A 24,949-nucleotide genomic window follows, 5' to 3' on the forward strand; every position below is an offset into this window, starting at 1 on the left:
GGGGCATAGGGGCTCCTGGGCGCCGTCCGTGCGTGTCGCGTCAGGCCGGCAGGTACACCGACTGCAACTCCAGGTACGCGTTCAGGCCTTCGGGGCCCAGCTCGCGCCCCAGGCCGCTGGCGCGGCGGCCGCCGAAGGGGGAGTTGAAGTCCAGGCGGTAGCCGTTGACGCCGATGCTGCCGGTGCGCACCCGGCGGGCGATGGCCGTGCCGCGCTCCTCATCGGTGGTCCAGACCGTGCCGCCGAGCCCGTAGTCGGAGTCGTTGGCGAGAGCGACCGCCTCGTCGTCCGAGCTGTAGGGGGTGACGACGAGAACGGGACCGAAGATCTCCTCGCGGAAGATGGTCATGTCGGGCCGCACGTCGGCGAAGACCGTCGGCTCGACGTACCACCCGCGGTCGAGGCCGGCCGGGCGTCCGCCGCCGGCCGTGAGCCGGGCGCCCTCGGAGTGGCCGGACGCGATGTACCTCTCGATGCGCTCACGCTGGGCGGCGGAGACCACGGGCCCCACTTCGGTGGCCGGGTCGAGGGGGTCACCGACTTGCAGGCCGGAGGCCATGGCGGAGACGGCGTCGAGGATCTCGGCATAGCGGCTCGCGGGTGCGAGAAGCCGGGTGCTGCCGTAGCAGGTCTGGCCGTTGTTGAAGAACGAGACACCCGGGAGCCCTTTGATGGTGGCGTCGAGATCGGCGTCGTCGAGGACGATCGCCGCCGACTTGCCGCCCAGTTCCAGGGTGACCGGGCGCAGCAGTCGCCCGCAGACCTCGGCGATCGACCGGCCGGCCGGAGTGGAACCGGTGAAGCCGATTTTGTCGACGCCGGGGTGGGCGACGAGGGACTCACCTGCTTCGAGGGCGCCGGGCACGATGTTCAGTACGCCGGGCGGCAGGCCCGCCTCGGTGGCGGCCTCGGCCAGGAGGTACGCGTCCAGCGAGGTCTCCAGCGCGGGCTTGAGGACGATCGCGCAGCCCGCCGCGGGCGCGGGCGCGACCTTCATGATCGCGAGCGTCTGCGGGTAGTTCCACGGCACGATCGCCCCCACGACCCCGACCGGTTCCCGTCGGACCAGCGTGGTGGTGCCGGTGAAGGAGGGGCGCCGTTCCTCCCACTCGAAGGTGCGGGCGAGGCCCGCGTAGTACCTGAGGATCGCCGCCGTGCTGTGGGCGTTGGCCTGCGGGGACATGGCGATCGGCATGCCGTTCTCGCGGGAGACCAGTCGGCCGAACTGGTCGGCGCGCGCCTGGATGGCGTCGGCGAACCGCTCCATCGCGTCAGCGCGCTCGGCGGGGCTCGCCGTGGGCCAGGGGGCGCCGGGGGTGTCCAGTGCGCGGCGGGCCGCGGTCACCGCGGCGTCGATGTCCTTGCCGCCGGCGACGGGGACGCGCCCGATCGGTTCCTCGGTGGATGCGCCGATGACCGTATAGGTCTCTGAGCCGAGCGGCTGCTGCAGGCCGCCGTCGATGTAGAAGGAGGTGTGCTCCGTGAAGCTGTCCATGTGCATGTTCCCTGCGTGGGGGTCCGCAGGCTGCCGGGCCTCGTCCGCGCGCCCGGACAGCCTCCTAAACGACTATTCATATGTGAATATACGCTCTGAACGTGGCTGTGTCATCGAGGAGCCATGCGAATCGCTCCGTCCAGCCGGATGACCTCGCCGTTCAGCATCGGGTTCTCGGCGATGTGCTGGACCAGCGCGGCGTACTCGGAGGGGTGGCCGAGGCGGCTGGGGTGGGGGACCTGGGCGCCGAGGGATGCCTTGGCGTCCTCGGGCAGCCCTGCGAGCATCGGCGTCTCGAACAGTCCCGGGGCGATGGTCATGACGCGGATGCGGTGGGCCGCCAGGTCCCGGGCCACGGGCAGGGTGAGGCCGACCACGCCGCCTTTGGAGGCGGAGTAGGCGGCCTGTCCGATCTGGCCGTCGTACGCGGCCACGGAAGCGGTGTTGACGATCACTCCGCGTTCCTCGCCGCCCTCGGCCGGCTCCTGCGCCGCCATCCTCTCGGCGGCCAGCCGGATCACGTTGAAGGTGCCGATCAGGTTGACCTGGATCGTGCGGGCGAAGTCGGGCAGCGGGAAGGGGCCGCTCTTGCTCAAGGTGCGGGCGGCGGTGCCGATGCCGGCGCAGTTGACGGTGATTCTCAGGTCGCCGAGCCCGGCGGCGGCCTCGATGGCGGCACTCACGTCGGCCTCGCTGGTGACGTCGGTGGGCGCGAAGACGGCCCGCTCGTCGCCGAACTGGGCGGCGACCGCCTTGCCGTCGGAGGAGGGAAGGTCGGCCAGGACCACCGACGCTCCGGCGTCGAGCAGCCGCCGGGCGGTAGCCAGACCGAGGCCAGAGGCCCCGCCGGTGATGAGGGCGACGCTGCCTGCGATGTTCATGGTGACTCTCCTGCGCTGGGAGTTGTTCCGGACCTTCAGAGGCGTTCGATGATCGTGGCGTTGGCCATGCCGCCGCCCTCGCACATGGTCTGCAGGCCGTAGCGGCCGCCTGTGGCTTCCAGGTGGTTGACCAGGGTGGCGAGCAGCCGGGTGCCGGAGGCGCCGAGCGGATGGCCGAGCGCGATGGCGCCGCCGCGCGGGTTGAGACGCTCGGGGTCGGCGTCGAACTCGCGCTGCCACAGCAGGGGCACGGGCGCGAAGGCCTCGTTGACCTCGTAGGCGTCGATGGCGTCGATCGACAGGCCGGAGCGTTCGAGGATCTTGTGGGTGGCCGGGATGACTCCGTCGAGCATCAGCAGTGGGTCAGAGCCGGAGACCGCGAAGGAGTGGTAGCGGGCACGGGGGCGCAGACCGAGGCGTTCGGCGGTGGCGGCGCTCATGATGAGGGCGGCGGAGGCGCCGTCGGTGAGCGGGGAGGAGTTGCCGGGCGTGATGCGCCAGTCGATCTCGGGGAAGCGCTCGGCTCCGGGGACACCGGTGAAGGCGGGCTTGAGGCCGGCCAGGCCCTCCGCGGTGGTCGTCGCCCGGACCGTCTCGTCCGCGGTGTGGCCGCCGACGGGGACGATCTCCTTGTCGAAGCCGCCGGTCTCCGTCGCCGCCCAGGCACGCTGATGGGAGCGGGCCGCGAAGGCGTCGAGCTCCTCGCGCTCCAGCTTCCAGCGGACGGCGAGGAGTTCGGCGGAGAGGCCCTGGGATATCAGTCCCTCCGGGTAGCGGCGAAGCAGCCCCTTGCCGGAGGTGTCGGCACCCGCCGAGCTGGAGCCCATCGGCACCCGGCTCATCGACTCCACGCCGCACGCGATCACGATGTCGTACGCCCCAGCGATCACGCCCTGAGCCGCGAAGTGCCCGGCCTGCTGGCTGGAGCCGCACTGCCGGTCGACGGTCGTCGCGGGCACCGACTCGGGGAAGCCGGCCGCCAGCAGCGCGGTGCGGGTGATGTTGAGGGCCTGCTCGCCGGACTGGGAGACGCAGCCGCCGATCACGTCGTCGACCAGGGCGGGGTCGAGACCGTTGCGTTCGACGAGGGCGGCGAGCACGGTGGCCAGGAGGTCGACGGGGTGGTGGCCGGACAGGGCGCCGCCCGGCTTTCCCTTGCCGGACGCGGTACGAACCACGTCAACGATGACGGCGTCGTTGATGTAGGGCATCAGAGATCCTTTACTGCTACGGGCCGACTGGTGGGTGCGGCGGGGCCGAAGGTCAGCGCCCGGCCCATCGGGGTGCGCGCTTCTCGGCGAAGGCGAGGGGACCTTCCTTCGCGTCGTCGCCGGCCAGGACCTCCTGGAAAGCGCGGTCGTTCTCGATCCAGGCCTCGGCCTCGCTCCGGCCTTCGCTCCAGGACATGAGTCGTTTCACCACGTGCACGGACAGGGGTGCGGCGGACGCCACCCGCTCGGCGAGCTCCAGAGCGACGTCGACCGACTTGCCCGCCGGCGCGATCTGGTTGAACAGGCCCCACCGCGCGCCCGTGGCGGCGTCCACGGGGGTTCCGGTGAGCGCGATCTCCCGGGCGATGTTGCGCGGCACCCGGTGCTGGAGCCGCAGCACCCCGCCCGCGGCCGGGAACAGCCCGTGATGCACCTCGGGCATTCCGAAGGTTGCGTTCTCGTCGGCCACCACCAGGTCGCAGGCCAGGACGATCTCGGCGCCGCCACCCAGCGCGGGTCCGTTGACGGCGGCGACGAGCGGTTTGCCGACCGGGTGCCGGACGATGCCCGCGAAGCCCCATTCGGGATGCAGCGGATCGTTCACGGAGCGCCCCGCCGCCGCTTCCTTGAGGTCCATGCCCGCACAGAAGGCCCGCCCTGTGCCGGTCACCACCGCGACCCGCAGGTCCGGGTCGGCGTCGAATTCCTCCAGGGCCGTACCCAGGGCTGCCGAGAGGTCCGCGTTCACGGCGTTGAGGGCTCGGGGTCGGTTGAGCGTGATCAGAGCGACGGCGCCGCGTCGCTCCAGCGTGACCACCGGCGTCGGTGCGTCCGTTTCGGCTGTCGGCATGATGCGCGACTCCTTCGGTTGCTAGAGCTCTATTTAACGCTCGTTAGAAACGCTAGAGTCGACCAGCTGGCGACGTCAAGGTTTCCGTCTCTGTGCGGGCGTTTTCTCCCTTCGAGAGCTTGACCTGTGCGGCAATCCGCTCATAGCGTTCGAACGAACGTTAAGTAATCGCCACTCCAAGAGCCGCGAGGACCCCATGGCGATCGATTTCACCCTTGAGCCCGAGCTCGTCGAACTGCGAGACCGCACCGCGGAGTTCGTCCGGACGACCGTGCTCCCCGCCGAAGCGGAGATGCTCCGCGGGCAGAGCGCGCCGGACGACGCCCTGCGACGCACGCTTCAGCGGGCCGCCCGCGAGGCGGGGATCTTCGCCCCGACCGTCCCGGAGGATCTCGGCGGCCTCGGCCTCGACCTGCGCGGACAGTCCGTGGTCCTGGAGGAGGCGGGCCGCAGCCTTCTGGGCCCGCTGGCCCTGCACTGCGCGGCGCCCGACGAGGGCAACATGCTGCTGCTGGAGAAGGTCGCCGACGCCGTACAGCGCGACCGCTTCCTGAAGCCGCTGGCCGCCGGGGGCGTGCGGTCCTGCTTCGCGATGACCGAACCCGCGCCCGGCGCGGGATCGGATCCCTCCCAGCTGGCCACAGCCGCTCGTCGGACGGACCGGGGTTGGGTGCTGGACGGCCGCAAGTGGTTCATCACCGGCGCCGACGGAGCCGCCTTCGCCATCGTCATGGCGCGCACCGGCACGGACTCCGATCCGGCGGCGACCATGTTCCTCGTACCCACCGACACCCCTGGTTTCCGCCTCGTCCGGCACATACCGAGCCTCGACCAGGGCTTCACCGGCGGGCACTGCGAGATCGAACTGGACGGCCGCGAAGTCGGGGACGACGCCGTCCTCGGCGAAGTCGGCAAGGGCTTCGCCTACGCCCAGGTGCGTCTGGCCCCGGCCCGGCTCACCCACTGCATGCGCTGGCTGGGCCTGGCCCACCGGGCCCACGAGCTGGCCCTCGGTTACGCGGCCGAGCGCACCGCGTTCGGCAGTCGGCTCGGTGAACTCGGCATGGTGCAGCAGCAGCTGGCGGACAACGAGATCGATCTAGCCGCCTCACGGGCCCTCGTCCGCGAGGCCGCCTGGGTCCTCGATCAGGGCCGCTCCGGGAAGCACGAGTCCTCCGTCGCCAAGACCTTCACCGCCGAGGCCGTCGGCCGGATCGTCGACCGCGCCGTACAGGTGTGCGGCGCTCTCGGTATCTCGGCGGACTTGCCCCTGGCGGCCTATTTGCGTGAAGTCCGGCCCTTCCGCATCTACGACGGCCCGTCCGAGACCCATCGCTGGTCGATCGCCCGCCGAGCACTCAGAGCCGTCGCGACAAAGGAGTCGAACCGATGAAGAGCACCATGATGGACCGGGACCTGCAGGTCGGGGACCTAGTACGGCACGGGCAGCGGGTGCACGCACTCAGTCGTGTGGTGCGCTGTACCCAGGACGGCGGCGGGTCCTGGACCTTCGCCGAGACCGCCGAGCGGGCGGAGCGGCTGGCCGCAGCCCTGACCCGGCTGGGTGTCGAGCGCGGCGACCGGGTCGCGACCCTGTGCTGGAACACGCTGGAGCACATGGCCGCCTACCTCGCGGTGCCGTCCATGGGCGCCGTCCTGCACACCCTGAACCTGCGCCTCCACCCCAACCAGCTCGGCTACATCATCGAGCACGCCGAGGACCGGGTCATCGTCGTCGACTCGACGCTGCTGGGCCTGCTCGGCCAGGTGCGCGACCATCTCCCCACCGTGCGCCACGTCGTCGTGGTCGGCGAGGGCGCGACGCCCGACCTGCCCGACCACATCCAGGTCCACGACTGGGACGCGCTGCTCGACGCCGAGGAGCCCGGCTTCGCCTGGCCCGATGTCGACGAACGCTCCGCCGCCGCCCTGTGCTACACCACCGGCACCACCGGCGACCCGAAGGGCGTGGCGTACAGCCACCGCTCGATCCTGCTCCACACCCTGGGCATCTCCAGCGGAAACGCCGCGGCCATGTCCGACCGCGACCGGATCCTGCCGATCGTGCCGATGTTCCACGCCAACGCCTGGGGCTGGCCCTACGCCGGCTGGCTGGCCGGCGCCGACATCATCATGAACGGACGGCATCTCACCGTCCCCGACCTCGCCCGCATCATCGACGAGGAGCGGCCCACCGCAGTCGCCGCCGTCCCCGTCCTCTGGAACGGTCTGCTGCACCACGGCCGACAGCACCCGCTGAACCTCTCCTGCGTCCGGCTCGCCGGCTGCGGCGGCTCCAGCCCCTCGCGGGCCCTCGTCGCCGAGTTCAAGGAGCGCTACGGCATCCAGCTCGCCCAGGGCTGGGGCATGACCGAGACCAGCCCGCTGGCCAGCTGGTCGGCGCCGCCGCGCGGCACGGCGCCGGAGGACGACGTCGACTGGCTGGTCAAGAGCGGCCGGGTGATGCCGTTGGTCGAGGTCCGCGTCATGGGCATGGACGGCAACGAGCAGCCCTGGGACGGAGAGTCGGTCGGCGAACTCCAGCTGCGCGGGCCCTGGGTGACCGGATCCTACCTGCACGCCGAGAACACAGCGGAGAAGTTCGACGACGGCTGGCTGCGCACCGGCGACCTGGGCACCGTCGGGCCCGGCGGCTGGATCGTCGTACGCGACCGTCTCAAGGACGGCATCAAGAGCGGCGGTGAGTGGATCTCCACCGTCGAGCTGGAGAACGCCATCGCCGAACACCCTGACGTCGTCGAGGCCACGGTGGTCGGCGTACCCCATCCCCAGTGGGACGAGCGGCCTCTGGCCTGCGTCTCGCTCGCCGAGGGTGCCGCCGTGTCGCCGGCCGAGCTGCGGGACTTCCTCGAAGGACGGGTCGCGCACTGGTGGATCCCCGAGCGCTGGACGTTCCTCGACGCCATCCCGAAGACCAGCGTCGGCAAGTACGACAAGCGTGCCGTCCGGCGGCTGTACCGGGACGGCGAGATGACCATCGAGATCGGCGGCACGTACACGTGAACCGCGAAGGAACCACAGTCCCCAACGCCGTCGGACGTGGCCCGCTGGCAGGCCTGCGCGTGCTGGAAATCGCCAGCATGGCCCCGGGTCCCTTCGCCTGCACCGTCCTGGCCGACCTCGGCGCGGAGGTGCTCCGCGTCGACCGTGCCTCGGACGTCGACCCGGACACGCGCGGTTCCACGGACCCGCTCGCCCGGGGGCGCCGCTCCCTCGCCGTCAACCTGAAGCACCCCGACGGCGCCGCGCTCGTCAGGCACCTCGCCGCCCGGGCCGACGTCCTGGTGGAAGGCTTCCGGCCCGGGGTCGCCGAACGTCTGGGCATCGGTCCCGAGGACTGCCGGGCAGTCAACCCCGCTCTGGTGTACGGGCGGATGACCGGCTGGGGGCAGAGCGGTCCGCTCGCGCCGCGCGCCGGGCACGACATCACCTACCTCGCTGTCTCCGGCGCCCTCGGCCTGATCGGTCCGCCCGACCGGCCCCCGGTGCCGCCGGTCAACCTGGTCGGGGACTTCGGCGGCGGCGGCATGCTCCTGGCGCTCGGGATCCTGGCCGCACTGTACGAACGGGAGCGCTCAGGCCTGGGGCAGGTCGTCGACGCGGCCATGGTCGACGGCGCCGCCCTGCTGACCACCGCCCTCCACGGCCTGCGGGCGACGGGCGACTGGCAGGGGGACCGGGGAGAGAACCTGCTCGACGGGGGAGCGCCGTTCTACACGACGTACGAGACCGCCGACGGAGGACACATGGCCGTCGGACCGATCGAGGAGCGGTTCTACGCCCAACTCCTCACCGGCCTCGGTCTGTCGGACGATCCGGACCTGCCCGCACAGTACGACCGCGAACGCTGGCCCGAGCTGCGCCAGCGCCTGGCCGCCGTGTTCAAGGAGCGCACCCGCGACGAGTGGACCGCCCTGTTCGAACCGACCGATGCCTGTGTGGCCCCCGTGCTCAGCCCTTGGGAAGCGCACCTCCACCCGCACAACGCGGCACGCTCGGTCTTCACCGAGACGGCCGGCGTACGACAGCCCGCGCCCGCGCCCCGCTTCGACCGCACCCCGGGCGCAATCCAGGGACCCCCGCCGGTGGTGGGCCAGGACACCCGGACCGCCCTCGCCCACTGGGGAGTCGACGCCCCCGAGACCGACCGGCTGCTCGCCGCGACGGTCGTCGTCCAGCACCCTCACACAGGAGAGAACCGATGAGACTGGGCCTGAGCATGGGCCACTGGGGCCGAGACGGAGGCGCCGAACCACTGGCACTCGCCCTGGAGGCCGAGCGCCTCGGCTATGACGTCGTCTGGGCCGCCGAGGCCTACGGCTCCGATGCCGTCACCGTGTTGTCCTGGCTCGCCGGCCGGACCACGCGGATCGGACTCGGCTCGGCGGTGATGCAGATCCCGGCCCGCCCCCCGGCGATGACCGGCATGACGGCCGCGACCCTGGACGCCCTGTCGGACGGCCGCTTTCATCTGGGTCTGGGAGTCTCCGGTCCGCAGGTGTCGGCGGGCTGGCACGGCGTCGAATTCGGCAAGCCGCTGGCCCGCACCCGCGAGTACATCGACGTCGTACGGGCCGTCGTACGACGCGAACTCGTCCGTCACGAGGGCGAGCACTATCCGCTGCCCCTGCCGGGCCCGGGCGGCAGCCCCGGCAAACCACTGCGCCTGATCATCCATCCCCTGCGGGAGGAGATCCCCGTCTACCTGGCGGCCGTCGGACCGCGCAACATCCGCCTGGCCGGCGAGATCGCGGACGGCTGGCTCGCCCTCTTCCATGCACCGTCCCACGCGGACGAGAACCTCGCCCAGCTCCGCGAAGGACGCGGAGAGCGGGGGCTGGCCGGCTTCGACGTCGTGGCGAGCGTACCGGCGTCGGTCGGGGACGACCTCGACGCCTGCGCCGACCGGATCCGCGCCTACACGGCGCTCTACGTCGGCGGCATGGGCAGCCGGGAGAAGAACTTCTACAACGCCCAGGCCCGCGCGCTCGGCTACGAGAAGGAGGCGCGGACCGTGCAGGACCTCTATCTCTCGGGCGAGACCGAAGCCGCCTCCGGCGAGGTGCCGTTCGGGCTGATCGACGAGACCAGTCTGCTCGGACCGGTGGACCGGATCGCCGACCGGCTCGCCGCCTTCGCCGCAAGCGGTGTCACCACCTTGTCCGTCATCCCCCACGGCGTCACCTATGAGGAGAAGGCGGCCTGTCTGGCCACCGTCGCCGAGGCCCTGAACCGAGCGAACACCTGAGGAGAAGGACAGTGGAGCGCACTCTTTACGACCAGGACCACGAGGACTTCCGCGACGTCGTGCGGGAGTTCGTCGTACGAGAGGTCGTCCCGCATCAGGAGCGCTGGGACGCCGATCACCTCATCGACCGGGCGGTGTGGACGGCCGCGGGAAAGCAGGGACTGCTGGGGCTCGCCGTGCCCGAGGAGTACGGCGGCGGGGGACAGGACGACTTCCGCTACCGCACCGTGATGATGGAGGAGTTCGCCGAGGTGGGCGCGGCGTCCCTGGGCTCGGGGTTCAGTGTCCAGGACGACATCGTGCTGCCGTACCTCCTGGATCTCGGCACCGAGGAACAGAAACGGCGCTGGCTTCCCGGCATCTGTGCCGGCGAGACGATCACGGCCATCGCCATGACCGAGCCCGGCGCGGGCAGCGACCTCCAGGGCATCCGGACTTCCGCCGTCCGTGACGGCGACGAGTGGGTGCTCGACGGCGCCAAGACCTTCATCACCAGCGGCATCCTGTCCGATCTGGTCATCGTGCTGGCGCGCACCGATCCCGCCGCCGGAGCGCGCGGCATGAGCCTGTTCGTCGTCGAACGAGGCATGCCGGGCTTCACCCGGGGCCGCAAGCTGGACAAGATCGGTCTGCACGCGCAGGACACCGCCGAACTGTTCTTCGACTCTGTCCGCGTACCGGCGGCCAACCTCCTGGGCACGGAGGGCCGCGGCTTCGTGCACCTGATGGAGCGGCTGCCGCGCGAGCGGATGGCCATCGCGGTTTCGGCCCAGTGCGTCACCGAGACCGTGCTGGAGCAGACGCTGGACTACTGCACCGAGCGCACCGCCTTCGGCCGCCCGGTCGCGGACTTCCAGAACAGCCGCTTCCTGCTGGCTGAGCTGACGACCCAGGCCGACATCACCCGCGTCTACCTGGACCGTGCCATCGAGGCGTTGAACGAGGGCACCCTCACCGCCGTCGACGCGGCCAAGGCGAAGTGGTGGGCCACCGAGCTCCAGACGAAAACCGTGGACCGCTGCCTCCAACTCCATGGAGGCTACGGCTACATGAAGGAGTACCCCGTCGCGCGAGCCTTCCTCGACTCCCGCATCCAGACCGTCTACGGCGGGACCACCGAGATCATGAAGGAGATCATCGGCCGGGACCTCGCGGCCGGCAGGGAGACCGGACGAGGGAACGTGACCTCGAAGCGCGACACAGCGGACTGATCGACGCCGCGGAGGTCACGCCATGACGCACTCGGCCTCTCTCGCCGACACCAGCGACCTGCCGGGTCTCGAACTGGACGCCCTGGGCCGCTGGTTCGGTTGAACGTTCCAATCTCATGTATCTCGTCACCGAAGGTACTTCGCGGCGGGTCGTGCGTCGGCCACCGCTGGGCGGACGGATCCTTTGGAGCTCGGACAGCAGCGCAGGTGTCGAGTTGATGACGGAGAGTGGCATCCGTGGTGGGTTGCCTGGAGTCCAACGAAGCCTCCAGGCAGCCGACTTTAGACTCTAAGAGAACCCAAGTTTCTTCGGACTGTATGAAACAAGAACGTTCTTCGTCTCATGGTGGTACACGCGCCGCATCCGGGATGACCAGCAGGAATGATGCCTGGCGCGGTCGTCGGCGGGACGACCGCCCCGTAAATGGTCCGGATCTTGATCCTCGAACCCGATGCAGGGGGCCTCAGCGCATGGGCGACCGTCTCCTGGCGCGCGAAGACGCGGCCAGGGCTTTGCGGGGACGAACAGGCATAGATGGAGACTGTTGACACGGAGTCGCCCGGTCGGCCAGGGCCCGTCCTGTGGCGGGGTTCATGTTCAGCGTCGCTCGAACGTGCTGACGTGTTCCGGCGGGATCGGGCCGAGGTCCGCAGCGGAGCTCTTCCCCGGGGTGTATCCGTGCTGTGCGGGGAATGCGCCCAGCACCACCTGGCACGTACGGGTCGCCTCCGGACGTCCCCTGGGGGCGCGGGCGTGCTGTGACTTCTCCCACCTGCTCTTGCCGGGGCGAGAAGCGCTTGCCTACGTTCGGTCCCATGTCCTCCCATGGCCGCGCCCTTCCAGGTGAACCGGACGAACCCGCCGCGGAAAGCAGGCCCGCGACGGACCGACCCGACCCGTTCCCAAGGGTCGACCTGGACGTCGACCTGAGCTCACATGAACTGCTCCGGCGCGCTCATGTCCTGGACGCTCTCGGCCCCGACTGGGACCCCGTCGCCGCGCTGCGCGGCGAGGAAGCGGCGTATGAGCTGCTGTATTCCGGCCTCAGCGCCGAGCAGCAGCGCGTGTACGACGAGCTGGTCTCGGCCGGTGTGCTGCCGCGGAGAGGCGGCAGCGATGCTGCCGCTTGACCCGCAGGCGGACATCGGGCGTCGCGCCTGGGTGGCCTGCCCGAACTGCGACGACCGTCGCGGGTGCGCCACCTGCGAGCAGGGGCGCACCTGTTCCGAGCACTGGTGCTACCTGCTTTCCCACGTCGGCAGCCTGCTCCACCTGCAGTGCCGGTCGTGCACTCACATTTGGACGCACGAGACCCACTTCGGTGCCACCCGCTCCCCGTGGGAGCGCATCACCAGCGGCCTGCGACGACGCTGATCTTTCACGACGGGTGACGCGGGGAGCCGGGCCGTCGGTGTCGCCGCGGGCGATGGCCGGTGAGGCCGGACGGCGGATCGGCGCCCGCTTTTCGGATGACTCCACCGTCTGTCGTCGGGGACGGCGGGCCGCCCTGGCCGAGGATCGTGGTCGGCGGATATCCCTGCCTGCCGTTCGTCCGCCCGGAGGCAGCCGTGCACATCCTGCTCCTAGCCAGTGCGTTCAACAGCCTCACCCAGCGTGTCCACGCCGAGCTGCGCGACCGTGGCCACGCCGTGGCGGTGGAACTCGCCCTGCCCGGCAGCCCGTTGCCCGAAACCGTGCAGCGGCATGCACCACAGCTCATCGTGGCGCCGATGCTGAAGACGGCGATTCCCGAGGAGGTATGGACAGCGCACACCTGCCTCATCGTCCATCCGGGGCCCGTGGGCGACCGCGGACCCTCCTCCCTGGACTGGGCGATTCACGAGGGCGTCGACCAGTGGGGCGTCACCGTCCTGCAGGCCGACGCGGAGATGGACGCCGGTGACGTGTGGGCCTGTGTACCGTGCCGGATTCCCCAGGTGTCCAAGAGCGAGCTGTACCGGGGCGAGATCGCCGACGCCGCGCTCGAAGCCGTCATGCTCTCGGTGGAGCGCTTCGCCGGGGGCACACACGTACCGCGCAGGCAGGACGCGGCAGGCACCGCCGACTCGCGCCCGCGCCCCCGTCCGTACCTCGATCAGAGCGTCCGGCGAATCGACTGGGCCGAGGACTCCACGCAGGATGTCCTGCGCAAGCTGAGAGCAGCGGACTCGCAGCCCGGTGTGCTGGACGTGCTGCTCGGCCGCGAGTGGTACCTGCATGGCGGTCATCCCGAGAGCGTGTTGCGAGGCCGCCCGGGCGAGCTGCTGGCCACCAGGGCCGGGGCGGTGTGCCGGGCCACCAAGGACGGCGCCGTGTGGATCCCCGAGCTGCGGCCCCGGCGCGTGCCCGGGCAGCCGCCCACGTACAAACTGCCGGCCGTGCGGGCACTGGGCGACCGGCTGCCGCCCCTGCCCGATCATGCCCTGCCCCTGCTGCCCGAGGTGCGGCACCGTACCTGGACGGACATCCGCTACCGGGAGGAGGGGAACGTCGGGTTCCTCTCGTTCTCCTTCCCCGGCGGCGCCATGAGCACGGAGCAGTGCCGACGTCTGCTGGACGCCTACCGGGAAGCGTGCGAGCGGCCCACGTCCGTACTGGTGCTGGGCGGCGAACGGGACTTCTTCTCCAACGGGATCCACCTGGGCGTCATCGAGGCCGCGGACGACCCCGCTGCCGAGTCCTGGGCGAACATCAATGCCATCGACGATCTGGTCGAGGCGGTCCTGACGACGACGGACCGGCTGGTGGTCGCGGCGGTCGCGGGCAACGCCGCGGCGGGCGGGGTGATGCTCGCCCTGGCGGCCGACGAGGTGTGGTGCCGCTCGGGCGCCGTGCTGAACCCCCACTACCGTCTGATGGGCCTGTACGGCTCGGAGTACTGGACGCACACCCTGCCCCGCAAGGTGGGTCCCGCGACGGCCGAACGGCTCATGCGTGAGGCCCTGCCGGTGAGCTCGGCGAGCGCACTGCGCCTCGGGCTCGTCGACCGGGTGGTCGACTGCTCTCCTGGTGAGTTCCCGCGGGAGGTCGGCGGCCTGGCGGCCCGTCTGGCGTCACTGCCGGCGACGGCGTCACGGATCACCGCGAAGAAGACGGAGCTGGACCGGCTGGAGAGCGTGACCCCGCTGGCCGGCTTCCGTGAGCAGGAGCTGGCCCGGATGCGCCGGACCTTCGACGACCCGGATGCCCCGTACCACTCGCTGCGTCGTTCCTTCGTCCACAAGGAGCGGCCGGCGTGCACCCCGCCGCACCTCGGTCCCGCCCAGGTTGCGCAAACCGGTCCGACCCCCTCCGCCGCGGATGTCACCGGAACGGCCCTCAACGGCGTCTCATCACGGCCGAACGGCTGATACGAAGGAAAGCGATGGTCGAAATCTGGGCTTTCATCCCTTACCTCCCCAGGAGGCGGTCCCATGACTGAGGCGACGCCGGACACGGTCGGCGCTGCGGACGCAAGCGGCGCGCCCGCCGACGAGACACCCACGATCCACATTCTCTGGATCAACGCCGGCCTGAGCTGCGACGGTGACTCGGTCGCGTTGACGGCGGCCATGCAGCCCAGCATCGAGGAGATCGTGCTCGGTGTGCTGCCGGGCCTTCCGAAGATCGCCGTCCACTGGCCGCTCATCGACTTCGAGTGCGGTCCGGTCGGCGGCTCCGACACGTTCATCGAGTGGTTCTTCAAAGGGGAGCGGGGCGAGATCGACCCGTTCGTGCTGGTCGTCGAGGGCTCCGTCCCCAATGAGGCGATCAAGCCCGAGGGCTATTGGTGCGGCTTCGGCGACAACCCGGAGACCGGCCAGCCGATCACCACCAGCGAGTGGATCGACCGGCTCGCCCCGAAGGCACTGGCGGTCGTCGCCATCGGCACCTGCGCCACCTACGGCGGCATCCACGCCATGGCGGGCAACCCGACCGGCGCGATGGGCGTGCCGGACTACCTCGGCTGGGACTGGAAGTCCCACGCGGGCATCCCCATCGTGTGCGTCCCCGGCTGTCCGATCCAGCCCGACAACTTCTCCGAGACGCTCACCTACCTGCTCTACCAGGCGGCCGGCGCCGCCCCGATGATCCCGCTGGACGACAAGCTGCGTCCCACCTGGCTGTTCGGGGCCACCGTGCACGAGGGCTGCGACCGTGCGGGCTACTACGAACAGGGCCAGTTCGCGATGTCGTACGACTCGCCGACGTGCCTGGTCAAGCTCGGCTGCTGGGGCCCGGTCGTCAAGTGCAACGTGCCCAAGCGCGGCTGGATGAACGGGATCGGCGGCTGCCCCAACGTCGGCGGCATCTGCATCGCCTGCACCATGCCCGGCTTCCCCGACAAGTTCATGCCGTTCATGGACGAGCCCCCCGGCGCCAAGGTGTCGAGCAACGCCAGCGGAGCCTACGGCGCCGTGGTCCGCAGGCTGCGGTCGATCACGGCCAAGACGGTGGACAAGGAACCCAAGTGGCGCCGTACCGGAGACAGGATCACCACCGGATACCGACCCCCGTGGTGAGCATTCGCCGCAGTTGATCCGCTCCCCGTTTTCGTGCATGCACCCCCCACACGAACCTCCCGCGCAACGAAGGGCACGGCACACAGATGGCACCGACGACGAAGGCGGCCGGCGACGGCAGCGGCCTGGTGGAGATGGCCTGGGACCCGATCACCCGGATCGTGGGCAGCCTGGGCATCCACACGAAGATCGACTTCAAGCAGAAGCGAGTCGCCGAGTGCTACAGCACCTCGTCGGTCTTCCGCGGCTACAGCGTCTTCATGTGCGGCAAGGACCCCCGCGACGCCCACTTCATCACCAGCCGCATCTGCGGGATCTGCGGCGACAACCACGCCACCTGTTCGGTCTACGCGCAGAACATGGCGTACGGCGTGAAGCCCCCGCACCTCGGTGAGTGGATCATCAACCTCGGCGAGTCCGCGGAGTACATGTTCGACCACAACATCTTCCAGGAGAACCTGGTCGGGGTCGACTACTGCGAGAAGATGGTCAAGGAGACCAACCCCGGCGTCCTCGAACTCGCCGAGCGCACCGAGGCCCCGCACGCGGCCGAGCACGGCTACCGCACCATCGCCGACATCATGCGCTCGCTGAACCCCCTCGAAGGGGAGTTCTACCGCGAGGCCCTCCAGGTCAGCCGCTACACGCGCGAGATGTTCTGCCTGATGGAGGGCCGCCATGTGCACCCCTCCACGCTCTACCCGGGCGGCGTCGGAACCATCGCCTCCGTGCAGCTCTTCACGGACTACCTCAGCCGGCTGATGCGCTACGTCGAGTTCATGAAGCGCGTCGTGCCCCTCCACGACGACCTGTTCGACTTCTTCTACGAGGCCCTGCCCGGGTACGAGGAGGTCGGCCGCCGCCGGGTCATGCTCGGCTGCTGGGGCGCGCTCAACGACCCCGAGTACTGCGACTTCACCTACGCCAACATGACCGACTGGGGCCGGCGCATGTTCGTCACGCCCGGCATCGTCGTCGACGGCAAACTCGTCACCAACGACCTCACCGAGATCAACCTCGGCATCCGCATCCTGCTCGGCAGCTCCTACTACGAGGACTGGCAGGGCCAGGAGCAGTTCGTCACCCATGACCCGCTCGGCAACCCGGTGGACCCGCGCCACCCGTGGAACCAGCACACCATCCCCGCCCCGCAGAAGCGGAACTTCGACGACAAGTACAGCTGGGTCATGTCCCCGCGCTGGTTCGACGGCAAGGACCACCTCGCCCTGGACACCGGCGGCGGCCCCATCGCCCGCCTGTGGTCGACCGCCCTGTCCGGTCTCGTCGACATCGGGTACGTCAAGGCCACCGGCCATAGCGTGGTCATCAACCTGCCCAGGACCATGACCAAGCCGGAGACCACCTTCGAGTGGAAGATCCCGAAGTGGTCCAACGCGCTGGAGCGCAACCGCGCCCGCACCTACTTCCAGGCGTACGCCGCCGCCGTCGCCCTGCACTGCGCGGAGAAGGGACTCGCGGAGGTCCGAGCCGGACGCACCCAGACCTGGGAGAAGTTCGAGGTCCCGGACGAGAGCATCGGCGTCGGCTTCACCGAGGCGGTCCGCGGTGTCCTCTCCCACCACATGGTGATCCGCGACGGCAAGATCGCCAACTATCACCCGTACCCGCCGACCCCCTGGAACGCCAGCACCAGGGACACCTTCGGCACACCGGGCCCGTACGAGGACGCCGTGCAGAACACGCCCATCTTCGAGGAGAACACCCCGGAGAACTTCAAGGGCATCGACATCATGCGCGCCGTCCGCAGCTTTGACCCCTGTCTGCCCTGCGGCGTCCACATGTACGTCGGCGGCGGCAAGACCGTGAAGTCGATGCACGTGCCCACCGGCCTGAGCGGACTGGGCGGATGAGCGCGGCGACGGCCACGGCGCCGGTGAACGCGGAGCAGACCGGACGCCGTGTCGAGGAGGTGCTGGAGCGACTGACCGCGAGCGGCGACCCGGCCGCCGCCGCAGCGGCGGAGGAACTCGTCCGGTCCCTCATGGACTTCTACGGTGCCGGCCTGGCCCGACTCCTCGACCTGCTGTCCTCCGCTCCCGGCGGACCGCCGGCGGCACTGCTCGGTGACGAACTGGTCGCGAGCCTGCTCGTCCTGCACGACCTGCACCCCGAGGACCGCGACACCCGTATCGCCCGCGCCCTCGACGTCGTACGGGAACACGCCCTGGACGTCGTGGACTTCGACGAGGAAAGCGGCACCCTCACGCTGCGGGCCAGGGAGGCCGGTGGCTGCGGATGTGGCTCCGGCTCCGGTGCGGGCGCCCGGGAGGCCGCGGAGGCCGCGCTCGCCTGTTTCGCGCCGGAGGTCAGGGCCGTCGACGTACAGACCGCGCCCGCCGGGCCCACACTCCTTCAGATCAGCACGGCACCGACGGGGGCCCGATGACGGCGTCCCCGGCGACGCGCATGCCCGGCCTGCGGAGGTTCCTCACCGAGAGACCTCCGCAGCCCGAACGGTGCGAGTTGTGCGCCGTGACGGTGGAGGCGGACCACCGTCATCTTGTCGACACCGAGAAACGCGCCCTCGTCTGCGCCTGTACCCCCTGTGCGCTGCTGATGGAACAGCCGGGCGCCGCCGCCGGCCGCTTCCGCACGGTCCCCGCCCGCTACCTCACCGACCCCGGGCACCGCCTCGACGAGAGCGCGTGGGACGCGTTGCAGATCCCGGTCGGCGTCGCCTTCCTCTTCCGTAACGCGGCACTCGACCGGCTCGTCGCCCTCTACCCGAGCCCGGCCGGAGCAACCGAGAGCGAACTCGAACCGGCCACATGGACCGACGTCCTCGGCGGCAGCCGCCTCGCCGAACTGCTCGAACCCGACGTGGAGGCGCTGCTGCTCCGCCGCACCGACGGCCGCTTCGAGTGCCACCTCGTACCGATCGACATCTGCTACGAACTCGTCGGCCGCATGCGCCTGTTGTGGCAGGGCTTCGACGGCGGGGCCGAGGCCCGGGCCGCGCTGGACGCGTTCTTCGCGGACGTCGCGCGACGCGTCCGGCCCGTGGACGAGGCGGTACGGCCGTGACGGAGTTCTCCTTCGCCTGCACCGGCGTCCGCGCCGACCGGTACGCCGCCGGACCGACCCTCGTCTTCCGGCTGCGCGTCACAGCCGCCGGCAATGCCCGCGTGCACGCCCTCGCGCTGCGCTGCCAGATCCGCGTCGAACCCGCCCGCCGAGCCTACGAATCCGCCGAGGCCGACGGACTGGCGGACCTCTTCGGCGAGCGCTCCCGCTGGGGCAGCACGCTCCAGCCGGTGCAGTTCGCCCAGGTCTCGCTCATGGTCCCCAGCTTCACGGGGGAGACCGAAGCCGACCTCGTCGTGCCCTGCACCTACGACATGGACGTCGCCGCGACCCGCTACCTCACCGCCCTCACCGACGGCGAGGTCCCGCTGCTGATGCTCTTCTCCGGTACGGCGTTCACCGGCGTCGGCGGTTTCCAGGTCGAACCGGTCCCGTGGGACCGGGAGGCGGCCTTCCGGATGCCCGTCACCGCCTGGCAGGAGATGGTCGAGCAGCACTTTCCCGGCTGCGGCTGGATCCGGCTGCCCCGCGACACCATGGACGCCCTCCTCGCCTACCGCTCCCGGCACGCCCTGCCCTCCTGGGAGGCGACCGTCGCGGCGCTGCTGGAGGGTGCGGACCCGCCCGCGCACGACCCGCTGCGCGCCCTCACCGGCACCACCGGAAGGACCCATCCGTGACCGTGACCGCGTTCGCCCCCGGGACGGAGGAGCGGTTCGCCGTCGCCCGGCAGGTGGCCGACGCCGTCCTCTTCGAGGGCTACGTGCTCTACCCGTACCGCGCCTCGGCCGCCAAGAACCGGCTGCGCTGGCAGTTCGGGGTGCTCGTACCGCCCGGCTGGGGCGCCGAGTGCGAGGAGCACGACTTCCAGCACACCGAGTGCCTGATGGAACCGAAGGCGGGGGCGACCCTCTCGGTCGAGGTGCGCTTCCTGCACGCCCGACGGCGCACGGTGCAGCGGGCCCGCCCGGACGGAGGCTACGACACCGTCTCCGAACTCCGCCTCGAGGACCGGGTGCTGGTGCCCTGGGACGAGGGCGGCGAGGAGCGTGTCGAGGTGGTCGCGTCGGTGGACGAACTCCTCGGCGACGGCGTGACCCATCCCTTCCGGCGCCCCGCCCGCGAGGACACCGAACCGGTCCTGGACGCGGCCGGCCGAACCGTCGGCCGACTGGTCCGGCGGTCCGAGGAGATCAGTGGGACGGTCCGGCTGTCCGCCCGCGAACTCGACGGCCCCTACCGGGCCCTGCGGCTGACCGCCGTCGTCGAGAACACCAGCGACTGGACACCCCCCGAGGAACGCGGCGCGGACCGGGACGCGGCGCTGCCGCACTCCCTGGTGGCCACCCACCTCCTCATGGCCCTCAGCGCTGGATCATTCCTGTCGATGACCGATCCCCCTGAGTGGGCGAAGGGCGCGGTCGCCGCCTGCCGCAACCTGCACACCTGGCCCGTACTCGCCGGCGAACCCGGCCGCGCCGACCTGGTGCTGTCCTCGCCGATCATCCTGGACGACCATCCGGCCATCGCACCGGAGAGCCCCGGCGCGCTCTACGACGCCACCGAGATCGACGAGATCCTCGCGCTGCGCACCGCGGCCCTCACCGACGAGGAGAAGCGCGAGGCCCGGGGCACCGACGAGCGGGCGGCCGCCGTGATCGAGCTGGCGGACTCGATGCCGCCCGAGGTTCTGGAGCGGCTGCACGGGGCGGTGCGCAGTCTGCGTGAAGTGACCGGCCCGGGCCCATCCACCCCGGACGGCGGCTTCCCCGACGAGTACGGGGTGCAGCGGCCCGACACCCCCTGGTGGGACCCGGCGAGCGAGGCGGGCTTCGACCCCGCGCGGGACCGGGTGGTCGTGGACGGCCGGTCGGTGGGCCAGGGCAGCCGCGTCGAACTGCACCCGGGCCTGCGGCGCACGGACGCGCAGGACATTTTCCTGCGGGGCCGCACCGCGAAGGTCGAGGCGGTGCTGCACGACGTCGACGGGGGGGTGCACCTGGCGGTCACGGTCGAGGGCGACCCGGGCGCCGACATCCGCCGCGAGCAGGGACGGTTCCTGTACTTCCAGCCCGACGAGGTCACACCGCTGGAGGACGTATGAACCCCTCCCCGTGGTCAGGCCCCAGGACCCTGGTCGCCGGCATCGGCAACATCTTTCTCGGGGACGACGGCTTCGGTGTGGAGACCGCCCGCCGGCTCGCCGAGCACGGCCTGCCCGGACACATCGAGGTCGTGGACATCGGAGTGCGCGGGGTGCACCTCGCCTACCAGCTGCTGGACGGCTACGACACCCTCGTCCTCGTGGACGCCACGGCACGCGGCGAAGTCCCCGGCACGCTGTACGTGATCGAGCACGACGTCTGCGGAGAGAGCCCTTCATCCGCCGCCCCCGCGCTGGACGGCCACCGGATGACCCCCGACACCGTCCTGGCTCTGCTGGGCACCCTGTGCGCCGGGACCGGCGGCGAGCCACCACGCCGCGTCCTGGTCGTGGGATGCGAACCGGCCTCGGTGGACGAGGGCATCGGTCTCAGCCCGCCGGTGTCCGACGCCGTACCGCAGGCCGTCCGGCTGATCGAAAAGCTGCTGAGGCACGGGAAGCCGGGAGAGTCCGCGCCGCGGGCCACGGCCGGTGGGATCTCGACATGAGGAGAGACGGGATGAAGAAGATCGTCATCGGCGGAGCGGCCCTCGCCGCCCTGGTCGCTGTCGTCGCCGAGGTGCTTCCCGACCTCCGGCGCTACCTGCGGATCCGACGGATGTGAAACGGGGGAGCCACCGGTGCGCCGTGAGGTTGCGTCGAACGGTGTATCCGCCGGCCGGTGACGGCGTGCCGGGCGTGCGACCAGGGGGCGCCCGCCTCTAATGAAGCCCGGCGGGAGGCAGGCTGCGGAAGGACGGAGACCCATGCACGAGATGTCCGTCGCGCTGGCCGTCGTCGACCAGGTGGAAGAGGCCGCCACACGGGCCAAAGACGTCACGGCGGTGCGATGGGTACGGCTCCAGGTGGGCGAACTGGCCGGCGTCGTACCCGATGCGCTCGCCTTCTCCTTCGAACTGGCCTGCGCCGGAACCCTGCTTGAAGGCGCCGAACTGATCACAGAAGCGGTGCCGGGATGGGCCCGCTGCACCCCCTGCGCACACGAATGGGCCGTCGGCATGCCTCCCCGGCTGACCTGCCCCGCGTGCGGGGGTACGCAGACCGACCTGCTCGCGGGCCGGGAACTGCAGATCCTCGACGTGCACTGGGAGGACGGCGGTCCCGCGCACACGCCCACCCGCGAACCGATCTCCGAGGAGCGCTGAACCATGTGCCGTGTCGTCGACCTGCGACAGGCCGTACTCGCGAAGAACGACGCGAGCGCCCACGAACTGCGCGCGCACCTCGCGGCGCGAGGCACCGCGGTGGTCAACCTGCTGTCCAGTCCGGGCAGCGGCAAGACCGCGCTGCTGGAGCGCGAACTGCTGCGGGCACGGGAGCGGGCCGTTCCCGTCGCGGCGCTGAGCGCCGATCTGGCCACCGAGAACGACGTGGCCCGGCTGGCGCGTTCGGGGGTCCCCGTCAAGCAGGTACTCACCGACGGACTGTGCCATCTGGAGGCGGGGATGCTCGCCGGGCACCTGGACGGGTGGCTGCCCGACGACACCCGGCTGCTGTTCGTGGAGAACGTCGGCAACCTGGTCTGCCCGGCCTCCTACGACCTGGGGGAGACACTCAGGGTCACCCTCGCCTCCGTGACGGAGGGCGAGGACAAGCCGCTCAAGTACCCCACCGCCTTCGGCCTCGCCCACCTTGTGGTGGTCACCAAGACCGACATCGCGGAGGCCGTCGAGTTCGACGAGGCGGCGTTCCGCGCGAATGTGGAGCAGGTCAATCCCGGAGTCGAAGTGATCCTGACTTCGGCACGCCGGGGGCAGGGAGTCGGCGCCCTGCTCGACCGGGCGCTGGCCGCCGTGGACGGCACACCTGTCCACTCACCGGTCATGGCCCGGCAGCCTCATCACCACAGTCACCCGCACGCGCACCCGGAGGCCATCGGCACCATGGCCCACATCCACTCGTGAGCGGTCCGCAGGCTCCGACCGCCGTCGCCGAGAACACCCCACGCCGCCGCCGGGTCACCGTCCGGGGAGTGGTACAGGGCGTGGGCTTCAGGCCCTACCTCTACGGCCTTGCCACCGAACTCGCCCTGGCCGGACACGTGACCAACACCCCGGAGGGCGTCGTCGCGGAGGTCGAGGGCAGCGCCGCGGCCGTGGCCCGGTTCTGCGACCTGATCGCCGCCCAGGCACCGCCGCTGGCCCGCGTGGAGTCCGTCCACCACCGGGAGATGTCTCCCGCCGGCGGCACCACGTTCACCATCCTCACCTCGCGCACCGGTGGACCGGCCCGCACCCTGGTCTCCTCCGACTCCGCCACCTGTGCCGACTGCCTCGCCGAGTTGGCCGCCCCGGCGGACCGGCGCTACCGGCACCCGTTCGTCAACTGCACTCACTGCGGCCCGCGCTTCACGATCGTCACCGGCGTGCCGTACGACCGGGCGAACACCACCATGGCCGGCTTCGCGATGTGCCCCGACTGCGCCCGGGAGTACGCGGATCCGGCCGACCGCCGGTTCCACGCGCAGCCGGTCGCCTGCCCGGCCTGCGGGCCCCGTCTGCGGCTGGTCCTCGCCCAGGAGGCACGGCTCAGGAAGGTCGAGGGGGCAGACCCGGTCACCGAGGCCCGTGCGCTGCTGAAGCGGGGCGCGATCCTCGCCGTGAAGGGCCTGGGCGGCTACCACCTGGCCTGCGATGCCTCGAACCAGGAGGCGGTCGCCCTCCTGCGCCGGCGAAAGGCGCGCGGGGACAAGCCGTTCGCCGTCATGGCCAGGACCGCGGACGACGTCCGTCACCTCGTCCGGCTGAGCCCGGCGGAGCGGAGCCTGCTCGAAGGCCGTGCCAGGCCGGTCGTCCTGGTGAGGCGGCGTCCGCACCCGTCGTACGCCCCCGGGGACCTCCGGCCCGCCGATGCCGTGGCACCCGGCAGTCCCGACCTCGGCGTGATGCTGCCCTACACGCCCGTGCACCATCTGCTGCTCGGTCTGCCCGGAGACTCGGACGGCCCCAGGCTGCTCGTCATGACCAGCGGCAACCTGTCCGGTGAGCCGATCGTCACCGACGACAACGAGGCGCTGGAGCGACTCGCGCACCTGGCCGACGCCTGGCTCACGCACGACCGGCCGATCCACGTCCCGTGCGACGACTCCGTGGTCCGCGTCTGCGACGGGGAGCCACTGGTGATCCGCCGCTCGCGTGGCTACGCCCCGTTGCCGGTCTCCCTCCCGCTGCCCGTGCGGCCGGCCCTCGCTGTCGGCGGAGACCTGAAGAACGCCTTCTGTCTCGGGGCGGGCCGTCAAGCCTGGCTGTCGGCGCACATCGGCGACATGGACGACGTCGGCACCCAACAGGTCTTCGAGCGCGCGACGGCGCAGTTGGAGTCCATCACGGGAGTGCGGCCCGAGGCCCTGGTCTGTGACCGGCATCCTGGCTACCGCTCCGCCGGATGGGCCGACCGGAACGCGGCGCACCGGCCCGTCGTACGCGTCCAGCACCATCACGCGCACATCGCCGCCGCCATGGCCGAGCATGGACTGGACGGCACCCGGCCGGTGATCGGCGTCGCCTTCGACGGCACCGGCCACGGCGACGACGGCGCCGTGTGGGGCGGGGAGTTCCTGTGCGCGGACTACGACCGCTTCACCCGGTTCGGACATCTCGCGTATGTTCCCCTGCCCGGTGGTGACGCCGCGGTGCGCCGGCCGTACCGCATGGCGCTGGCCCATCTGAGGGCGGCCGGGATCGACTGGTCCGACGACCTCGCCTGTACGACCGCCTGCCCGCCCGACGAACTCCACGTCCTGGAACGGCAGTTGGAGCGCGGCCTGAACTGTGTTCCCACGTCCAGCATGGGCCGGCTCTTCGACGCCGTGTCCTCTCTCGCCGGGGTGTGCCACCGAGCCGGATACGAGGCACAGGCCGCCGTCGAGCTGGAGGGCGCGGCTCTGCACGCACCGGCCGACGACACCACCGCGTACGCCTTCGCCCTGCACGCGTCGGAGGAGAACCGGGACGGCGCCGTACGGGCCGATCCGGCGCCCGTACTCGCGGCGATCGTCGGCGACCTGCGCGGGGGCGTCGAGCCGGCTCTGGTCGCCGCGCGCTTCCACCGGGGCGTGGCCGGCCTGGTGCACCGGATGTGCGCGCGGGCGCGAGAGCGGCACGGGCTGGACACGGTCGCCCTGACGGGAGGCGTGTTCGCCAACACGCTGCTCTCCTCGGCCTGTGCCGCCACCCTGCGCGAGGACGGCTTCACGGTCCTGCGGCACCACCTGGTGCCGCCCAACGACGGTGGCCTGGCGCTGGGCCAACTGATGGTGGCCGCCCGCGCCACTCCCACGCCCACCGACTGAGCAGACGCGCGACCCACAGCGAGGAGAGG

The 24,949-nt window shown here is 71.0% G+C and carries 23 protein-coding genes; 19 read left to right on the plus strand and 4 right to left on the minus strand.

Features of this window, described 5'->3' with window-relative positions; translation table 11 throughout:
• Window positions 1–40: 40 nt before the first annotated feature.
• The 4 genes from JIX56_RS40945 to JIX56_RS40960 form a co-directional block, all read right to left on the minus strand.
• Window positions 41–1,495, minus strand: coding sequence for an aldehyde dehydrogenase (locus tag JIX56_RS40945; protein ID WP_257548667.1), 1,455 nt, complete (start codon window positions 1,493–1,495; stop codon window positions 41–43).
• Window positions 1,496–1,605: 110 nt separating this feature from the next.
• Window positions 1,606–2,376 (minus strand): 3-hydroxyacyl-CoA dehydrogenase, encoded by a 771-nt coding sequence (locus tag JIX56_RS40950; RefSeq protein WP_257548669.1) that lies wholly within the window; start codon window positions 2,374–2,376, stop codon window positions 1,606–1,608.
• Between the two features lie 35 nt (window positions 2,377–2,411).
• Entirely contained in the window at window positions 2,412–3,578 is a 1,167-nt protein-coding gene (locus tag JIX56_RS40955; RefSeq protein WP_257551403.1) for a thiolase family protein, read from the minus strand.
• A 61-nt stretch (window positions 3,579–3,639) separates the two neighbouring features.
• Window positions 3,640–4,437, minus strand: coding sequence for a crotonase/enoyl-CoA hydratase family protein (locus tag JIX56_RS40960; RefSeq protein WP_257548671.1), 798 nt, complete (start codon window positions 4,435–4,437; stop codon window positions 3,640–3,642).
• 196 nt (window positions 4,438–4,633) lie between these two features.
• Here JIX56_RS40960 and JIX56_RS40965 point away from each other — a divergent pair, with 196 nt between their 5' ends.
• The 19 genes from JIX56_RS40965 to hypF all read left to right on the plus strand — a co-directional run bounded on the left by JIX56_RS40965 (window position 4,634) and on the right by hypF (window position 24,920).
• On the plus strand, window positions 4,634–5,830 hold the full coding sequence (locus JIX56_RS40965) for an acyl-CoA dehydrogenase family protein (RefSeq protein WP_257548673.1): 1,197 nt from the start codon (window positions 4,634–4,636) through the stop codon (window positions 5,828–5,830).
• On the plus strand, window positions 5,827–7,461 hold the full coding sequence (locus JIX56_RS40970) for a long-chain fatty acid--CoA ligase (protein ID WP_257548675.1): 1,635 nt from the start codon (window positions 5,827–5,829) through the stop codon (window positions 7,459–7,461). The genes JIX56_RS40965 and JIX56_RS40970 overlap by 4 nt, the downstream gene beginning before the upstream one ends.
• A gap of 77 nt (window positions 7,462–7,538) precedes the next feature.
• Window positions 7,539–8,663: a CaiB/BaiF CoA transferase family protein gene (locus JIX56_RS40975; protein WP_257548677.1), complete on the plus strand. Its 1,125-nt coding sequence runs from the start codon at window positions 7,539–7,541 to the stop codon at window positions 8,661–8,663.
• Window positions 8,660–9,706, plus strand: a complete 1,047-nt coding sequence (locus JIX56_RS40980) for an LLM class F420-dependent oxidoreductase (RefSeq protein WP_257548679.1) — start codon at window positions 8,660–8,662, stop codon at window positions 9,704–9,706. The genes JIX56_RS40975 and JIX56_RS40980 overlap by 4 nt, the downstream gene beginning before the upstream one ends.
• 11 nt (window positions 9,707–9,717) lie before the next feature.
• Window positions 9,718–10,917: an acyl-CoA dehydrogenase family protein gene (locus tag JIX56_RS40985; RefSeq protein ID WP_257548681.1), complete on the plus strand. Its 1,200-nt coding sequence runs from the start codon at window positions 9,718–9,720 to the stop codon at window positions 10,915–10,917.
• A gap of 816 nt (window positions 10,918–11,733) precedes the next feature.
• Window positions 11,734–12,048, plus strand: a complete 315-nt coding sequence (locus JIX56_RS40990) for a DUF6400 family protein (protein ID WP_150469778.1) — start codon at window positions 11,734–11,736, stop codon at window positions 12,046–12,048.
• Window positions 12,035–12,292, plus strand: a complete 258-nt coding sequence (locus tag JIX56_RS40995) for a hypothetical protein (RefSeq protein ID WP_257548683.1) — start codon at window positions 12,035–12,037, stop codon at window positions 12,290–12,292. Before JIX56_RS40990 ends, JIX56_RS40995 begins: the two co-directional genes overlap by 14 nt.
• A 194-nt stretch (window positions 12,293–12,486) precedes the next feature.
• Window positions 12,487–14,268: a hydrogenase maturation protein gene (locus JIX56_RS41000; protein WP_257551405.1), complete on the plus strand. Its 1,782-nt coding sequence runs from the start codon at window positions 12,487–12,489 to the stop codon at window positions 14,266–14,268.
• 63 nt (window positions 14,269–14,331) lie between these two features.
• Window positions 14,332–15,420 (plus strand): hydrogenase expression protein HypE, encoded by a 1,089-nt coding sequence (locus JIX56_RS41005; RefSeq protein ID WP_150469776.1) that lies wholly within the window; start codon window positions 14,332–14,334, stop codon window positions 15,418–15,420.
• An 86-nt stretch (window positions 15,421–15,506) separates the two neighbouring features.
• Window positions 15,507–17,291, plus strand: coding sequence for a nickel-dependent hydrogenase large subunit (locus JIX56_RS41010; protein ID WP_257548685.1), 1,785 nt, complete (start codon window positions 15,507–15,509; stop codon window positions 17,289–17,291).
• Window positions 17,288–17,827 (plus strand): hypothetical protein, encoded by a 540-nt coding sequence (locus JIX56_RS41015; RefSeq protein WP_257548687.1) that lies wholly within the window; start codon window positions 17,288–17,290, stop codon window positions 17,825–17,827. Before JIX56_RS41010 ends, JIX56_RS41015 begins: the two co-directional genes overlap by 4 nt.
• Window positions 17,824–18,465, plus strand: coding sequence for a DUF5947 family protein (locus tag JIX56_RS41020; protein ID WP_257548689.1), 642 nt, complete (start codon window positions 17,824–17,826; stop codon window positions 18,463–18,465). Before JIX56_RS41015 ends, JIX56_RS41020 begins: the two co-directional genes overlap by 4 nt.
• Window positions 18,462–19,145: a DUF6084 family protein gene (locus JIX56_RS41025; protein WP_257548692.1), complete on the plus strand. Its 684-nt coding sequence runs from the start codon at window positions 18,462–18,464 to the stop codon at window positions 19,143–19,145. The genes JIX56_RS41020 and JIX56_RS41025 overlap by 4 nt, the downstream gene beginning before the upstream one ends.
• Window positions 19,142–20,569: a hypothetical protein gene (locus tag JIX56_RS41030; RefSeq protein ID WP_257548693.1), complete on the plus strand. Its 1,428-nt coding sequence runs from the start codon at window positions 19,142–19,144 to the stop codon at window positions 20,567–20,569. Before JIX56_RS41025 ends, JIX56_RS41030 begins: the two co-directional genes overlap by 4 nt.
• Window positions 20,566–21,117 carry a hydrogenase maturation protease gene (locus JIX56_RS41035; protein WP_257548695.1) on the plus strand — a complete coding sequence of 184 codons (552 nt, stop codon included), beginning with the start codon at window positions 20,566–20,568 and terminating at the stop codon, window positions 21,115–21,117. Before JIX56_RS41030 ends, JIX56_RS41035 begins: the two co-directional genes overlap by 4 nt.
• A gap of 11 nt (window positions 21,118–21,128) precedes the next feature.
• Window positions 21,129–21,233, plus strand: coding sequence for a DUF6893 family small protein (locus JIX56_RS48190; RefSeq protein ID WP_373314921.1), 105 nt, complete (start codon window positions 21,129–21,131; stop codon window positions 21,231–21,233).
• Between the two features lie 142 nt (window positions 21,234–21,375).
• Window positions 21,376–21,774: a hydrogenase maturation nickel metallochaperone HypA/HybF gene (locus JIX56_RS41040; RefSeq protein WP_257548697.1), complete on the plus strand. Its 399-nt coding sequence runs from the start codon at window positions 21,376–21,378 to the stop codon at window positions 21,772–21,774.
• A gap of 3 nt (window positions 21,775–21,777) precedes the next feature.
• On the plus strand, window positions 21,778–22,533 hold the full coding sequence (gene hypB, locus JIX56_RS41045) for a hydrogenase nickel incorporation protein HypB (protein ID WP_257548699.1): 756 nt from the start codon (window positions 21,778–21,780) through the stop codon (window positions 22,531–22,533).
• Window positions 22,530–24,920 (plus strand): carbamoyltransferase HypF, encoded by a 2,391-nt coding sequence (gene hypF, locus JIX56_RS41050; RefSeq protein ID WP_257548707.1) that lies wholly within the window; start codon window positions 22,530–22,532, stop codon window positions 24,918–24,920. The genes hypB and hypF overlap by 4 nt, the downstream gene beginning before the upstream one ends.
• Window positions 24,921–24,949 lie beyond the last annotated feature (29 nt).

This window comes from Streptomyces sp. CA-210063, assembly GCF_024612015.1.
In the GTDB taxonomy this organism is placed as follows: Bacteria; Actinomycetota; Actinomycetes; order Streptomycetales; family Streptomycetaceae; genus Streptomyces.

What these genes read in the sequence shown, in the direction of transcription:
- JIX56_RS40945 (WP_257548667.1), bottom strand. Translation starts at nt 1,495, where the DNA reads ATGGACAGCTTCACGGAGCACACCTCCTTCTACATCGACGGCGGCCTG.
- JIX56_RS40965 (WP_257548673.1), top strand. Translation starts at nt 4,634, where the DNA reads ATGGCGATCGATTTCACCCTTGAGCCCGAGCTCGTCGAACTGCGAGAC.
- JIX56_RS40960 (WP_257548671.1), bottom strand. Translation starts at nt 4,437, where the DNA reads ATGCCGACAGCCGAAACGGACGCACCGACGCCGGTGGTCACGCTGGAG.
- JIX56_RS40990 (WP_150469778.1), top strand. Translation starts at nt 11,734, where the DNA reads ATGTCCTCCCATGGCCGCGCCCTTCCAGGTGAACCGGACGAACCCGCC.
- JIX56_RS40975 (WP_257548677.1), top strand. Translation starts at nt 7,539, where the DNA reads ATGGCCCCGGGTCCCTTCGCCTGCACCGTCCTGGCCGACCTCGGCGCG.
- JIX56_RS41005 (WP_150469776.1), top strand. Translation starts at nt 14,332, where the DNA reads ATGACTGAGGCGACGCCGGACACGGTCGGCGCTGCGGACGCAAGCGGC.
- JIX56_RS40950 (WP_257548669.1), bottom strand. Translation starts at nt 2,376, where the DNA reads ATGAACATCGCAGGCAGCGTCGCCCTCATCACCGGCGGGGCCTCTGGC.
- JIX56_RS41010 (WP_257548685.1), top strand. Translation starts at nt 15,507, where the DNA reads ATGGCACCGACGACGAAGGCGGCCGGCGACGGCAGCGGCCTGGTGGAG.
- JIX56_RS40995 (WP_257548683.1), top strand. Translation starts at nt 12,035, where the DNA reads ATGCTGCCGCTTGACCCGCAGGCGGACATCGGGCGTCGCGCCTGGGTG.
- JIX56_RS41040 (WP_257548697.1), top strand. Translation starts at nt 21,376, where the DNA reads ATGCACGAGATGTCCGTCGCGCTGGCCGTCGTCGACCAGGTGGAAGAG.
- JIX56_RS40980 (WP_257548679.1), top strand. Translation starts at nt 8,660, where the DNA reads ATGAGACTGGGCCTGAGCATGGGCCACTGGGGCCGAGACGGAGGCGCC.
- JIX56_RS48190 (WP_373314921.1), top strand. Translation starts at nt 21,129, where the DNA reads ATGAAGAAGATCGTCATCGGCGGAGCGGCCCTCGCCGCCCTGGTCGCT.
- JIX56_RS41020 (WP_257548689.1), top strand. Translation starts at nt 17,824, where the DNA reads ATGACGGCGTCCCCGGCGACGCGCATGCCCGGCCTGCGGAGGTTCCTC.
- JIX56_RS40970 (WP_257548675.1), top strand. Translation starts at nt 5,827, where the DNA reads ATGAAGAGCACCATGATGGACCGGGACCTGCAGGTCGGGGACCTAGTA.
- JIX56_RS41015 (WP_257548687.1), top strand. Translation starts at nt 17,288, where the DNA reads ATGAGCGCGGCGACGGCCACGGCGCCGGTGAACGCGGAGCAGACCGGA.
- hypB (WP_257548699.1), top strand. Translation starts at nt 21,778, where the DNA reads ATGTGCCGTGTCGTCGACCTGCGACAGGCCGTACTCGCGAAGAACGAC.
- JIX56_RS41035 (WP_257548695.1), top strand. Translation starts at nt 20,566, where the DNA reads ATGAACCCCTCCCCGTGGTCAGGCCCCAGGACCCTGGTCGCCGGCATC.